This window comes from Marichromatium sp. PS1 (assembly GCF_041155115.1).
Classification (GTDB): domain Bacteria; phylum Pseudomonadota; class Gammaproteobacteria; order Chromatiales; family Chromatiaceae; genus Marichromatium; species Marichromatium gracile.
On the sequence record NZ_BAAFHB010000005.1, the window covers coordinates 374,463 to 388,181 of the forward strand.

15 protein-coding genes are annotated in these 13,719 nt (G+C 68.5%); 3 read left to right on the plus strand and 12 right to left on the minus strand.

Annotated features, from left to right (window positions below):
- Nucleotides 1-43: 43 nt before the first annotated feature.
- The 6 genes from ACAM26_RS14000 to ACAM26_RS14025 all read right to left on the minus strand — a co-directional run bounded on the left by ACAM26_RS14000 (nucleotide 44) and on the right by ACAM26_RS14025 (nucleotide 5,022).
- On the minus strand, nucleotides 44-1,102 hold the full coding sequence (locus ACAM26_RS14000) for a calcium/sodium antiporter (protein ID WP_123141631.1): 1,059 nt from the start codon (nucleotides 1,100-1,102) through the stop codon (nucleotides 44-46).
- A 126-nt stretch (nucleotides 1,103-1,228) separates the two neighbouring features.
- Nucleotides 1,229-1,987, minus strand: coding sequence for a class I SAM-dependent methyltransferase (locus ACAM26_RS14005; protein WP_369613922.1), 759 nt, complete (start codon nucleotides 1,985-1,987; stop codon nucleotides 1,229-1,231).
- A gap of 104 nt (nucleotides 1,988-2,091) precedes the next feature.
- Nucleotides 2,092-2,523 (minus strand): Fur family transcriptional regulator, encoded by a 432-nt coding sequence (locus ACAM26_RS14010; RefSeq protein WP_123141629.1) that lies wholly within the window; start codon nucleotides 2,521-2,523, stop codon nucleotides 2,092-2,094.
- Entirely contained in the window at nucleotides 2,520-3,371 is an 852-nt protein-coding gene (locus tag ACAM26_RS14015; protein WP_369613923.1) for a metal ABC transporter permease, read from the minus strand. The genes ACAM26_RS14010 and ACAM26_RS14015 overlap by 4 nt, the downstream gene beginning before the upstream one ends.
- Nucleotides 3,368-4,135, minus strand: coding sequence for a metal ABC transporter ATP-binding protein (locus ACAM26_RS14020; protein ID WP_234526702.1), 768 nt, complete (start codon nucleotides 4,133-4,135; stop codon nucleotides 3,368-3,370). Before ACAM26_RS14020 ends, ACAM26_RS14015 begins: the two co-directional genes overlap by 4 nt.
- Nucleotides 4,132-5,022, minus strand: a complete 891-nt coding sequence (locus ACAM26_RS14025; protein ID WP_369613924.1) for a metal ABC transporter solute-binding protein, Zn/Mn family — start codon at nucleotides 5,020-5,022, stop codon at nucleotides 4,132-4,134. The genes ACAM26_RS14020 and ACAM26_RS14025 overlap by 4 nt, the downstream gene beginning before the upstream one ends.
- A 124-nt stretch (nucleotides 5,023-5,146) precedes the next feature.
- On the opposite strand from ACAM26_RS14025, the gene ACAM26_RS14030 reads away from it, so the two are divergent.
- The 3 genes from ACAM26_RS14030 (at nucleotide 5,147) to ACAM26_RS14040 (ending at nucleotide 7,843) form a co-directional block, all read left to right on the plus strand.
- Nucleotides 5,147-5,830: a hypothetical protein gene (locus tag ACAM26_RS14030; RefSeq protein ID WP_123141641.1), complete on the plus strand. Its 684-nt coding sequence runs from the start codon at nucleotides 5,147-5,149 to the stop codon at nucleotides 5,828-5,830.
- 89 nt (nucleotides 5,831-5,919) lie between these two features.
- Entirely contained in the window at nucleotides 5,920-6,954 is a 1,035-nt protein-coding gene (locus ACAM26_RS14035; protein ID WP_123141625.1) for a thioredoxin fold domain-containing protein, read from the plus strand.
- A gap of 154 nt (nucleotides 6,955-7,108) precedes the next feature.
- The gene (locus tag ACAM26_RS14040; RefSeq protein WP_190287986.1) at nucleotides 7,109-7,843 is read left to right on the plus strand and encodes a PilZ domain-containing protein; all 735 of its coding nucleotides are present in this window, start codon (nucleotides 7,109-7,111) and stop codon (nucleotides 7,841-7,843) included.
- Nucleotides 7,844-7,852: 9 nt separating this feature from the next.
- Here the strand turns inward: ACAM26_RS14040 and ACAM26_RS14045 are convergent, their stop codons facing one another.
- The 6 genes from ACAM26_RS14045 to ACAM26_RS14070 are packed head-to-tail and all read right to left on the minus strand — an operon-like array spanning nucleotide 7,853 to nucleotide 13,255.
- Nucleotides 7,853-8,674 carry a hydrogenase expression/formation protein gene (locus tag ACAM26_RS14045; protein WP_369613925.1) on the minus strand — a complete coding sequence of 274 codons (822 nt, stop codon included), beginning with the start codon at nucleotides 8,672-8,674 and terminating at the stop codon, nucleotides 7,853-7,855.
- 16 nt (nucleotides 8,675-8,690) lie between these two features.
- Nucleotides 8,691-8,990, minus strand: a complete 300-nt coding sequence (locus ACAM26_RS14050; protein ID WP_123141622.1) for a HypC/HybG/HupF family hydrogenase formation chaperone — start codon at nucleotides 8,988-8,990, stop codon at nucleotides 8,691-8,693.
- 3 nt (nucleotides 8,991-8,993) lie between these two features.
- Complete coding sequence (locus tag ACAM26_RS14055; protein WP_369613926.1) at nucleotides 8,994-9,638, minus strand: HyaD/HybD family hydrogenase maturation endopeptidase; 645 nt, start codon at nucleotides 9,636-9,638, stop codon at nucleotides 8,994-8,996.
- Complete coding sequence (gene cybH, locus ACAM26_RS14060) at nucleotides 9,635-10,327, minus strand: Ni/Fe-hydrogenase, b-type cytochrome subunit (RefSeq protein WP_123141620.1); 693 nt, start codon at nucleotides 10,325-10,327, stop codon at nucleotides 9,635-9,637. Before cybH ends, ACAM26_RS14055 begins: the two co-directional genes overlap by 4 nt.
- A 46-nt stretch (nucleotides 10,328-10,373) precedes the next feature.
- A complete protein-coding gene (locus ACAM26_RS14065; RefSeq protein WP_123141619.1) occupies nucleotides 10,374-12,164 on the minus strand; it encodes a nickel-dependent hydrogenase large subunit in 1,791 nt (596 codons plus the stop codon).
- Complete coding sequence (locus ACAM26_RS14070) at nucleotides 12,161-13,255, minus strand: hydrogenase small subunit (protein WP_062277457.1); 1,095 nt, start codon at nucleotides 13,253-13,255, stop codon at nucleotides 12,161-12,163. Before ACAM26_RS14070 ends, ACAM26_RS14065 begins: the two co-directional genes overlap by 4 nt.
- Nucleotides 13,256-13,719: the final 464 nt, after the last annotated feature.

Here is a 13,719-nt window from a genome sequence, read left to right on the forward strand (position 1 = left end):
CGTCGGCACGGAACACACCCACGCCGCGCCGGCACGCGGATCCTCAACGACCCGCGCCGCGCCGCCACACCATGCCCGACCACAGCAACAACGGCAACGACAGGGACAGCACCACCAACTCGAAGACGGGCAGCAGCGACGCCCCGGTGGCGCGTAGCGTCACATGGGCGAGATAGAGCGCGAAGGCGCCGACAAACAGCGCGCCGATCCGCCGCCCGAGCGCCATCCCACCGCGAAACAGCGGCAGGCAGAGCAGCACGACGGCGATCATGATCGGCAGATCGACCAGCAGGGTCTGGCGCGAGATGGCGATGGTCTCCGGCGCGGCCAGGGCGCCGAGCCCGAGCACCGCGAGGATGTTGAACAGATTGCTGCCCAGCACGTTGCCCACGGCGAGATCGCGATGACCGCGCAGACAGGCGATCACCGAGGTCGCCACCTCCGGCAGCGAGGTGCCGATGGCGACCACCGTCAACCCGATCACCAGCTCGTCGACACCCAATACCCGGGCGATGTCGACCGCCCCCATCACCAGCAGGCGGGCCCCGATGGCCAGCAGCAGCAGCCCCAGGACGAGCAGTGCGAGCTGACCGAGCAGCGCCCAGGGCGAATGTGGCGCCGTCGTCTCGTCGGCCACGGCGCCCTCGCCGCGCCCCTGGCGGATCGACCACACCAGATAGACCAGCAGCGCGGCGAACAGCAACCCGCCGTCGACCCGCCCCACCCCACCGTCGAGCGCGAGCAGCCAGAGCGCGACCGAGGCGGCCAGCACCAGCGGCAGGTCGATCCGCACCGCGCGACGGTGCACCACCAGCGGCGCGGTCAGGGCCGCCGCGCCCAGCACCAGCAGGACGTTGGCGATGTTGCTGCCGACGACGTTGCCGACGGCCAGATCCGCCGCGCCCGCCCAGGCCGACTGCAGCGTCACCGCCAGCTCGGGAGCGCTGGTGGCGAAGGAGACCACGGTCAGCCCCACCACCAGCGGGCTGATCCGCATCGCCTTAGCGAGCGCCGAGGCGGCGCGCACCAGCAGCTCACCGCCGCCGAGCAGGATGATGAACCCGGCCAGGATCAGTAGGGCCGAGAGGATCGACTCGTGCATGAAGGCTCCCTCCCCTGAAAGGGGACAGATTCAGTTCCGCTGAGATCAGGCACATCACCCTAACCGATCGACACCACCGGAGGCCATGCAGCCACCCGCCGTTGCATCCGACCCCATTCGTCTCGCCTAAAGCCTCCTGGCGACATAGAAGCCGTAGCTGTAGAAGGCTCCGTATTGCGCATAGAGCGCCATCTCCGCCTCCTCGGCGGCCACGATCGCGCGTGCCCGCTCATCCCCGGCATGGCGCGCCAGGAAGGCCGCGAAACGATCCCACAGCGGTCGATAGTAATGCGCCTCCCAGCACGACTCCGGCAGCACCAGATAGCCGATCGGGGCATAGCCGTGACGCTCCAGTACGGCGAGCTTGGCCGCGGCGGTGTCGATCTCGGGGTAGTCGGCGGCCCAGTGCGCCTGAACCTCGGGCGGACGCGAGGCCGTCGTCCAGGTGATCTCGGAGACGGCGAGGACACCACCGGGGCGGAGATAGCGCCGCCACTGCTCGACGCCGCGCTCGAACCCCAGGTTGTAGATCGCGCCCTCGGACCAGAGGAGGTCGAACTGCGCATCGGCGAACGGCAGATCATCCATCGAGCGGCACAGCGGTCGCACCCGCTCGGCCACCCCGGCGCGCGCCAGCCGCGCCCCGAGCCCCTCGATGAACGCCGGGAGGAGGTCCACGGCGGTGATCTCGGCGGCCGGCAGCAGGCGCGCGAGCGCCAGGGTCGAGGCGCCGGTGCCGCAGCCGATGTCGGCGACACGCAGAGGCGCGGCACGGTCGATTCGCGCCAGATCGAGCGCGCGCGCGGTCTCCGCATCGCTCCCCGGCCCCTGGCGCGCGGCGTCCCGGTGCAGGTCGATCAGGAGTCGCAGGTCAGCGTCATCCATCGTCGATGGTCTCCTCGGTCAAGGACAAGGCGGCGGAGCAACGGCGCTCGACATCGCGACAGTACGTCATGACGGCCAGGCCGACGCACGCGTGTCACGCAGGCTCACCGACACCCCTCGCACACCCCGATCACCTCGACCACCTTGCGGCTCGCTGCGAAGCCGCTCTGCGTGGCGGCATCGAGCAGACGCGCGGCGATCGCCTCGTCGTCGATCTCGACGACCCGGCCGCACGCGCTGCAGATGAGGAACTGCGCCGGGTGCGGACGCTCGGGATGACGGCAGTCGATGAAGGCGTTGAGGGTCTCGAGGCGGTGGACGAGGCCCTGGGCGAGCAGGAACTCCAGCGCCCGATAGACGGTCGGCGGCGCCAGCGCGCGCTGCCCCTCGGCCATCTCGGCGAGGATCTCGTAGGCGCCGAGCGGGCGCTCGGCCTCGATCAGGATGCGCAGCACCCGGGCGCGCTGCGGGGTGAGCCGGGCACCGCGCCCGGCGCACAGCCGCGTCGCCCGCTCGAGCCGCTCCTCGGCGCTCATCCGCCCGCCCTCGCCCGCTGCGCGGCGCGATGGCGCGCCAGCAGCCGCGCGACCAGGGCCGAGAACACGTAGGCGGCACCGGCAAGCAGGATCATGGTCGGCCCGGCGGGCAGGTCGGGACCGTAGGAGAGCGCAAGCCCGCCGCTGGTGAAGACCATGCCGAGCAGGGTCGCGGCGACCATCATGGCACCGAGCGAGTGCAGATAGTGCCCGGCGATCGCCGCCGGCAGGGTGAGCAGCGCGATCACCAGGATCAGCCCGACGACCTGGATCAGCAGCACCACGGTCACCGCCACCAGACACAGCAGCAGCAGATAGAAGAAGGCCACCGGCACCCCGCGCAGCCGGGCGAACTCCTCGTCGAAGATCACCGCGACGAACTGGCGATAACACAGCCCGACGACCACCAGCAGCACCACATCGAGCACCCCCATGAACCAGAGCGCGCGCTCGGGCACCAGCAGGATGTTGCCGAACAACAGGCTGATCAGATCGGTGGCGTAGCCCGGGGTCTTGGCGATGAAGAGGATGCCGACGGCCATGCCGATGGCCCAGAGCGCGCCGATCAGGGTGTCCTCCTGCGCCGCCCAGGCCAGGCGCACGCCGCCGATCAGCAGTGCCGAGACGATGGCCGCGAACAGTGCACCGAGCAGCGGATCGACACCGAAATACAGCGCCGCGCCCATACCGCCGAGCACCGAGTGGGCGATGCCCCCGGCCATGAAGGCGATGCGCTTGACCACCACCAGGGTGCCGACCACGCCGCAGCCGATGCTGGCGAGCAGCCCGGCGACGAGCGCGCCCTGGAGGAAGTCGTAGTGGATCAATGCGTCGAGGAATGCGTTCATCTGTGGTGTCGGTGCGCGCCGGGACAGGGGCCCGGCAGATCGTGGGCGACGGCGCGCAGCCGCGTGCCGTAGAGATGCTGCACCAGCTCGCCGTCGAGCGCGTCGGTGGGGTGGCAGGTGAGCGTGCGGTTGAGACAGGCGACCCGGTGGACATAGGCCGAGATGAAGGCGATGTCGTGCGAGACGACGAGGATGGTCGGGCGCGGATCGAGCCCGGCGAGCAGGTCGAAGATGTCGCCCTCGGCGCGCTGGTCGACGTTGGCGGTGGGCTCGTCGAGGATCAGCAGACGCGGCTCGGTGACCAGCGCGCGGGCGAGCAGCACGCGCTGCAGTTGCCCGCCCGAGAGCGCACCGATGCGCCGCTCGGCCAGCCCCTCGGCGCCGACCGCGGCGAGCGCACGTCGCGCCGCCTCACGATCGGTGTGACGGGTCCAGCCCCACCAGGGCCCCTGTCCCAGCCGTCCCATGGCGACCACCTGCTCGACGGCGATCGGGAAGTCGCGCGGGAAGCCGGGGAACTGGGGCACATAACCGATATGACGCGCGGCGCGACGCGGCGGTTCACCGAAGACATGGATCTGACCACGCTGCGGGCCGAGCAGCCCGAGGATCAGCTTGAGCAGGGTGCTCTTGCCCCCGGCGTTGGGTCCGACCAGGCCGACGAACTCACCGGGGAGCACGGTGAGGTCGACCCGTTCGAGGATCAGCGCGCCGTCATAAGCAAAGCTGAGATCGCGCACCGCGATCGCCGGGGTCGCGCTCATCGAGCCTCCTCGGCGGTGAGCAACGCAGCAAGACGGCGCAAGGTGGCGAAATACTCGGGCGAGAGCGGATCGAGCACCTCGACCCGACCGTCGATCGCCTCGGCGACGCGCTCGGCGGCGCGCGGATCGAGCTGCGGCTGCACCAGGATCAGGCGCACGTCCTCGCGCCGCGCCTGCTCGATGAGCGCGGTCAGCGCCCGTGCCCCGGGCTCCTTGCCGGCGCGTTCGATGGCGACCTGCTCGAGCCCATAGGTCGCGGCGAAATAGCCCCAGGCAGGGTGATAGACCATGAATCGACGGTGTGCGAGCCCGGCCAGCCGCTCGCGAAGCTCGGCATCGAGGGCGTCGAGCTCGGCGACGAAGCGGTCATGATTGGCGGCGAAGTACTCGGCGTGCGCCGGGTCGAGCGCGCCGAGGGTATCGCGCAGGTGTCCGGCCATCACCCGCACCAGCGGCGGACTGGTCCAGATGTGGGTATCGATCTCGCCGTGATGATGATCGTGGCCATGGTCGTGATCGTGATGGGCGTCGTGATCGGTCGCGAGCTGGCGCAGCTCGATGCCCTCGCGGGCGTCGAGGATCGGCAGCTCGGGGTTGGCCGCACGCAACCGCGCCAACCAGCCCTCCTCGAAGGACGCGCCGATACGCACGAAGAGGTCGGCCTCGGCCAGCACGGCGATCTGGCGCGGGCGCGGCTCGAACAGGTGCGGACTCTCGCCCGGCGCGACCAGGGCATGCACCTCGACGCGATCGCCGCCGATGGCCTCGACGAAGGTCTGTTGCGGGGCGAGGCTGACGAAGACCTCGAGCGGTTCGGGCTCGGCGGCCACCGCCGGCAGCGACGCGGCCAGCAGCACCGGGCACAGCAGGCGCGTGATCAGGGACATGGGGATGGACCTCGCGGACATGGATTCGGGGACACGAAAAGATACAATATAACGTTTTGCGCCGACCGCACCAGCGGCCGGGCCACCGCTCGTCTCACCGTCATCCAGGGGGATGCTGATCCGTATGTCCTTCTCGACCCAACTGCTCTGGGCCTGCGCCCTCGGGCTCTACATCCTCGTCGTGCTCATTGCCACCCGACTGCCCTATGCCTGGATGGTGGCGCGCGGCATGGAGCCGATCCGCGCCGTCTACTACACCCGCAAGATCGTCCACATGCTCGCCGGCGGCGTCGGCTCGCTGATGGTGCCGCTGGTGTTCACCGACCCCTGGTTCCCGCTGGTCAGCGGCCTGCTGCTCACCCTGGCGGTGTTCGTCGCCCATGTCAGCGGCTGGCGACTGTACTGGTTCCAGATCACCGAGAACCGCAACGACGTCAAGTTCGCGCTGATGTGGTCGCTGTCGGTGTCGCTGCTGTGGTGGCTGCTCGACAACCCCTGGCTGGCGATCCTGCCCTCGCTCTACATGGCCTTCGGCGACGGCGTCACCGGGGTGGTGCGCAACGCGTTGATCCGGCGCCGCTCCAAGAGCCCGGTGGGCAACATCGCGATGCTCGCGGTGAGCGCGCCGATGGGCTGGTACATCGGCGCGCTGGCCACCCCGGCGATCCCGGTGTGGGGGCTGATCTCGGCGGTGGTGGCAACCGTGGTCGAGCGCTACGAGTTCGGCCCGATCGACGACAATGTATTGATCACCGTCGCCGCCTCTGCGGTGCTGCTCATCGGCACCGCCGTCGGCCCGCTGATCTGAACGCGGGCACCGGCACACGACAACGCTGGCGCATCCACACCGAGTGCGGTTAGCATCGACCTATCGCAACCGATTCAGGGAGATAGGCGATGCGAACCACCGGCAAGCGCCCCCGCACCACCGCCCTGCTCGCCACGCTGACCGTGCTGCTCTGCGCCCCCCTGGCGCAGGCCGAGGACTCGGCGGGCCGTTTGCTCGGCGCCAAGACCAGCGAACACCCGACGTGGTTCAAGGAGAGCTTCCTCGAGATCGCCGAGGACGTCGATGAGGCCACTGCTGCCGGGCGCCACCTGATCCTGTACATGGAGCTGAACGGCTGCCCCTACTGCTACAAGATGGTCGAGGAGAACTTCAAGCACGGCCCGCATCGCGACTTCATCCGCACCCACTTCGACGTCATCGCGCTCAACATCAAGGGGGATCGCGAGGTCGCCATCACCCCGGACACCCGCCTGCCGGAGAAGGCGCTGGCCGAGTTCTATCGGGTCGAGACGACCCCCACGCTGATCTTCCTCGACGCCACCAACACCCCGGTGGCAAAGATCGGCGGCTATCGCAATCCGGAGGACCTCAAGCGCATCCTCGACTATGTCAACGCGCGCGCCTATACCGAGCAGTCGCTGGCCGACTATCTGCGCAGCCACCGCGAGCAGGGGCGCTACCAGCTGCGCGCGCACCCGCAGATCCGCGAGATCGCGGACCTCTCAGCGATCGAGGGTCCGCTGGCGATCCTCTTCGAGGACACGGCCTGCAGCGCCTGCGATGCACTCCACGACGGTCATCTCGCCGATCCCGAGGTGCGCGAGGCGCTCGCCGCCTTCACCCTGGTGCGACTCGATGCCGGGGCCGAGACACCGATCATCGCCCCCGACGGCACGGCCACCACCGCGCGCGCGCTGGCCCGCGACCTCGATATCCTCTACCGCCCCACCCTGGTGCTCTTCGATCAGGGGCAGGAGCGAACGCGCATCGACAATATGCTTTATCATTATCATTTCATCGGCATGCTCGAGTATGTCGGCGCGGGTCACTATCAGGACCACGCGGACCCCTTCGACTATATCGACGCCAAGACCGCGGCCCTGCTCGCCGCGGGCGAGGACGTCAAGATATCGGACGAGTAAACGCAACAAGCCGACCACGACCGGTCGGCCCCGCCCGACGCGTCCCGAGACGCGCCGGGAACGCTTGAGAATGCGCGGGAAGGAATCCCGGTCGGTTGTCAGATCTGTATGGATACGACCATCAGAACGATCAACGACATTGGGAGACACGGGCATGCAATTGCAACAACTCGTCCAGGCGGAGAAGCGCACCCAACGGCGCATCCCGATCCAGATGCCGATCAATGTGCTGCTCGAGGACCACCCCACGCCGCTCAAGGCGATCAACCAGGACCTCTCCTGGGGCGGGGCGCGCTTCGTCACCGAGCGCGCGCTCGAGACCGGCAGCAACACCCTGAGGCTGTTCTTCCCCTGGCAGCAGAACTCGAGCTTCTGCGCCGACGCCGAGATCGTCCGTCGCGAGGCGCTCGACGACGGTCGCTTGATCGTCGCCACCCGCTTCTTCCGCGTCCCGCCGATGAGCGAACAACGACTCGAGATGATGCTCGCGCAGCTCGGCGGCCAGCAGGCCGCACTCCCCCTGAGCGAACGTCTCGAGCTGGTCTACAACGACCCCGACGACATCTGCGACGTGCTGCGCCAGATCGCCGCCGGCGGGCTGATGGTGACCACCACCGCAGCCTACCGCGAGGACCAGAGCATCCGCCTGTCGATCGCCGGCACCGAGATGAGCAGCGAGCTGGCCCTGCGCGCGCGGGTGATCGATCAGGCGCGCCAGCTACTGCCCGGACATGAATGGGCGCCGCTGCACCAGGTGGAGTTGCGCTTCGAGCACTCGGTGAGCGATCTCTACGGCTTCATCCGCGGTTTCGCACAGGGATTGCCCGAGGAGACCCTGGGCCGCGATCGCATCCGCGCCTGCGCTTCACGGCTGGCCAGCCACGGCTAATCCTCCGGCTCAGCGCAAGGCGGCGAGGATCTCGTCCAGTCGCGGTGCGGCGTCGGCGATGTCCTCGGCGGTCGCCAGCGCGGCGCTCGGCACCTCGGCAAGCTCCAGGGTCTCGAGCACCGCCCGGCCCTCGGGGTTGAAATGGCCGACCCACCAACAGTGGCGCAGCCGCGTCGACTCGATCCGGCAACTGCCGTAACCACGCGACAGGATCGCCACCGGACCACGCCCGAGCACCTGTTCGAGCATCGGCGGGTCGGCCGGACCACGCGGCGAGAGACTGAGATTGATCACCCGCGGGACATCCCCCGGACACCAGCCGTCGTGCGCCGCGCTCAACTCGGCGCAGACCGCACGTGCGCCCAGCGCCGCCCCCCAGTCATCGACCTCGCGCAGCCGCTCAGCGGCCACCGCGGCGGCGATCCGTGACACGCAGGCCGGGATCGGTGCCACCTCCAACCGCTCCCCTCGCTCATCGACGACCCACCAGACCCCGGTCAGCCGGGTCTCGCGGACACTGAACTCGGGCCGGTGGGCACAGGCCACCTCGACCTCGCCCCGCCCGAGCGCCTGGGCAACCAACGCACGCGCGTTCGAACTGGAGAAATCGAGCACCAGCCCCTGGGGCACGGGACGCTCGAGCAGCGCCCGCAGCGCGTCGAGACAACGCAACGCCTCCTGCTCGGCGACACCACCGGGCGAGTCGATCGAGACAGGCGGCACATAGGTCTGCATCGGCGCCGACATGGGCACGCCGATCGGGGTGGCGAGATCGGCCTCGTCGGCATGACTGCCGGGCCCCAGCAGGATCGGGGGGATGGTCGGTTGCATCAGGGTCTCCGGGGACTCAGTCCTTGGCGCGCAGGTGCTCGGGGAGCTGGGGTTCGCGCTCGATCAGATCGGCGAACAGATGATCGACCGACTCGCCGTCGAGCGCCAGACGCATCGCCAACAGCGCATCACGCACCCGCTGCGCCTCGCCGGCGTCCATCACCTCGCGAGCGCTCTCCAGAAAGACCAGCACCCAGGTCCCCGGCGGCTGTTCGCCGACCAGACGCATGTCGACCCGCAAGCGCCGCTCGCCATCGACACACCAGGCCCAGCACGGACCGCTCTCGATCACCTCCATCGGTACGCCGATGCACATGGCTCAGTCCTCACGCAGCCGTTCGAGCACCCGCGCATCGCCGCTGCGACAGGCCTGCTCGACGCTCGGACGCTCCTGTTCATAGCGCCCCAGCGCCAGCGCGCCATGCGGCAGGTCGGCGAGCGCGCCCGGCTCCGAGGGCTGCGCCAGCGCCGTCCATTCGACCCCATGGGGCGCGAGCCAGTCGCGCGCGGCGGCCACCGCCGGCTCGATCATCGCCCGCACCCCAGGGGTGAGACTGCCGCCGAAGTCCTCCAGCTCGGCGGGCTGGACGCCGACGAGCAGCATCCGTTCGGGGACGTCGCCGAGCAGCGCGGCGAGCGCCAGCACCTCCTGGAACCCGGTCTGGTGCAGACTCATCTTGCGCGCGCCGAGAAAACGCGGCACCGCCTCGCCCTCGACCAGCTTGAGCGTGCCCGGCGCCAGCCCGTAGTCGACCGCATCGAAGATCACCAGCAGCTCGGCCCAGCGCACCTGATCGACCAGATAGATCCCCTGGGTGCCGCCATCGAGCAGCCGCACCTCGGGGCCGAACCGGCAGTGCCGGGCAATGTGCTCGACCACCCGCACGCCGAAGCCCTCGTCGGCCCACAGCAGGTTGCCGATACCGAGCAGCAGGGTACGCGGAGGTGCTGCGGGCGCGCTCATGGCCGGTCGTCCTTGAACATCCGCCAGCCGCTGATCATGGTGCTGATCAGGCTCTGGCGCGACATGATGTCCTCGCGGATGGCGGTATAGACGTGGAGCATCACGAACACCACGATCACCCACATCCCCCAATGGTGCCACATGCGCACGTCCTGACTCTGCCCGACCCAGGGGATGACCCAGCCGAACAGCTCGTCCTGCCAGGAACCGAGACCGGTCTGCTCGGCATAGAGGGCGAAGCCGGTGACGATCATCACCAGCCCGCCGACGGTGATGATGGCGACCATGAACAGGTGCGCCAGCGGGTTGTGGCCGATGTACTTGCACGGCTCGCGCTCGAGAAAGGCGTACCAGCGCAGCTCGTGCACCAGCTCGCGCCAGAAGCGCCGACGCCAGAACGGCAGGCTGAAGAGCTGGCGCGAGTAGGCGTTGCCGACCAGCGCCCAGTAGATCCTGAACAGGAAGCCGACGGCGAACACATAGGCCGCGGCGAAGTGCAGGAAGCGGATATCACCCATCAGATAGTGCGCGCTCGCCTCCCCCGAGAGGGTCGGCGGCGGCGCGCCGATCAGATAGCCGGTGACGGCGAGCACCAGGATCGAGAGCGCGTTGACCCAGTGCCACACCCGCACCGGGGCCTGATAGACATAGACCGCCGTCTGCTTGACCGTGGGGACGTCTGGCAACATGGCTGCAACCTCCGCATTGTTGGGTGGTGGGGCTGAGCGCACGCCCTCAGCGGACCTTGACCCGGGTCAGCTCCTCGCCGCCGGGCCCCATGACATGGGTCGAGCAGGCCAGACAGGGATCGAAGCTGTGCAGGGTGCGCAGGATCTCCAACGGTTCGTCGGCGCGCGCCACCGGGGTGTTGAGCAACGCCGCCTCGAAGGCGCCGATGTTGCCGGCGGGATCGCGTGGCGAGCCGTTCCAGGTGGTCGGCACCACCGCCTGATAGTTCTCGATCTTGCCCGAGTCGATCACCACCCAGTGACCCAACGCGCCGCGCGGCGCCTCGCTGGTGCCCACGCCCTTGGCGCGCTTCGGCCAGGTCGAGGGCTCCCAGCGCTCGACGTTGGCGGTGGTGGTGTCGCCGGCGGCGATCGCGGCCATCAGCTTGTCCTGGAAGTGGCGCAGCTTGTGCGCTGCCCAGGAGGCCTCGAGTCCGCGCGCGGCGGTCCGTCCGAGGGTCGAGAACAGCGCATCGAACGGCAGCCCGAGATCGGTCAGCAGCTTGTCGACCGGCTCCTTGAATTCCGGGATGCCCTTGGCGTAGCCGATGGTCCAGCGCGCCAGCGGCCCGACCTCCATGGCGTGCCCGCGCCAGCGCGGGGCCTTGATCCAGCTGTACTTGGCGCGCTCGTCGATCTGCTCGATGCGGGTACGCGTCCCCTTGGTGTTGGGACCGAGGGTGAAGTTGGGCTCGGTGATGCCGTCCCAGGGGTGGAGTCCGCGCGACTCATCGGGATAGCTGAACCAGGCGTGATCGACGAACTCCTGGATCTCATCGGGGTCGCGCAGGTCGACGTCGTGGATCTCGTCGAAGCGACCGTTGATGATCGCCCCGCGCGGCAGCAGCTGGTTCTCCGCCGAGTCGTCGTTGGCGTGCTCGGGGATGTCGCCGTAGGACAATACCGCCTGGCTGCTCAGCCCGCCGCCATAGGTCCAGTCCTTGTAGAAACCGGCGATGGCGATCAGATCGGGGACATAGACCTGATCGATGAACTCGATGGTGCGGTCGATGATCGAGGAGATCAGGTTCAGCCGCTCCATGTTGACCGCGCCCACCGCACCGGTCCCGTCGACGTTGATCGCGCAGGGCACGCCACCGACCAGCCAGTTGGGGTGCGGGTTCTTGCCGCCGTAGACGGTGTGGATCTTGACGATCTCCTTCTGGAAATCGAGCGCCTCGAGATAGTGGGTGAGCGCCAGCAGATTCGCCTCGGGCGGCAGCTTGTAGGCCGGATTGCCCCAGTAGCCGTTCATGAAGGGACCGAGCTGGCCGGACTCGACGAAACGCTTGACCCGGTTCTGCACGTCGCGGAAATACCCGGGCGAGGACAGCGGCCAGGCCGAGATCGACTGCGCCAGACGCGAGGTCTCGCGCGGATCGGCGTCGAGCGCCGAGACCACGTCGACCCAGTCGAGCGCGTGCAGGTGATAGAAGTGCACCAGATGGTCGTGCACCTGCAGCGTCAACTGCATGATGTTGCGGATCGAGTTGGCGTTCTCGGGGATGGCGATGCCGAGCGCGTCCTCCACCGCGCGCACCGAGGTCAGCGCGTGGGTCCCGGTACAGACGCCGCAGATCCGTTCGGTGAAGGCCCAGGCGTCGCGCGGATCACGCCCGCGCAGGATCACCTCCAGCCCGCGCCACATGGTGCCGGTGGAGACGGCGTTGCGGATCACGTTGTCGTCGTCGAGGTTGACCTCACAGCGCATGTGCCCCTCGATGCGGGTGACCGGATCGACCACCACGCGCCGACCCGAGTCGTCGAGGGAATAACCGTTCGGCGTCTTCACCGTCATTCTTCACGCTCCTCGTGCTGCGCTTGATCGCGCTGTTTGGTCCGGTGCAGCGCGCTGGCCACCGCATGCGCCCCGATCGCCGCGCCCACGGTGCCGGCGGCGGCAAGACCGACGCGGTCGGCGTTGGCCTCGATGCCGAACACATGGGTATCGGTGACATGCTCGTAGAAGCTGTCCTTGTCCCAGAAATCACGCTCGGAACAGCCGATGCAGCCGTGACCGGACTGGATCGGGAAGGACACGCCGTCGTTCCAGCGCACCGTGGAACAGGCGTTGTAGGTGGTCGGGCCCTTGCAGCCCATCTTGTAGAGACAGTAGCCCTTGCGCGCGCCCTCGTCGTCCCAGGACTCGACGAACTGACCGGCGTCGAAGTGCGGACGGCGGTAGCACTTGTCGTGGATGCGCTGACCGTAGAACATCAGCGGCCGACCCTGGCGATCGAGCGGCGGCAACCGGTCGAAGGCGAGCATGTAGGTGATCACCCCGGTCATCACCTCGGCGATCGGCGGACAGCCGGGCACCTTGATCACCGGCTTGTCGCGGATCACCTCGTGCACCGGGGTGGCGCGGGTGGGATTGGGACGGGCGGCCTGGACACAGCCCCAGGAGGCGCAGGAACCCCAGGCGATCACCGCCTTGCAGTCGGCGGCGACCTCCTGGAGCTGATCGAGGAAGGGACGCCCGCCGATGATACAGCTCATCCCGTCCTGGGCCAGCGGCGGGTTGCCCTCGACGGCGAGGATGTAGTTGCCGCGATAACGCTCGCGAATCTCCTCCAGGATCGCCTCGGCCTGATGCCCGGCGGCGGCCATCAGGGTGTCGTCGTAGTCGAGCGAGATCATCGACAACACCACGTCCTGCACCAGCGGATGGGCCGAGCGGATGAACGACTCGGTGCAACAGGTGCATTCCAGCCCGTGCAGCCACAGCACCGGGGTGCGCGGCTTGGTCTCCATCGCCTCGGCGATGCGCCCGGCATAACTCGGCGCCAGACCGAGCGCGGCGGCGGTCAGACTGCAGTATTTGAGGAAACTGCGGCGGCTGATCCCCTGCCGGCGCATCACCTCGTAGAAGGTCTCGGTGCTTGCCATCGTCCTCCCCCAGTTGTCGACCACCCGCCCAGGACGCGCGGCCATGTCCACGGGGATTATAGGCAAATACGCGAGAACCAAAAAATGTCATTGACGGTGCATGACGCACCAGAACAAAGCCGCGGAGCGGAGCTGCCAGCCTTCAGCCCCCAGCCGCCAGCGGACGCCAGCCCTCAACGAGGGCGGCGGGGGACCGATTTGAACCACGAGGCCGCAAAGCACACAAAGAGACCCAGAGCGGTCGACCTTTTGACGTTCGGCGAAAACCCGACCCGAACCGCGATCAGACAGCAACCCGCCTGAGCCGCGAGCCGAAGACCGGATGCCGCCCCCCGGCGGACACGCCGCGCACTCCCCCATTCGACAAAACCCTTCGCGCCTTTCCGGTTCAATCTCCTGGCGGCTGGCGGCTGGCGGCTGGCGGCTGGCGGCTGGCGACTGGCGACTGGCGGCTGGCCGCTGAC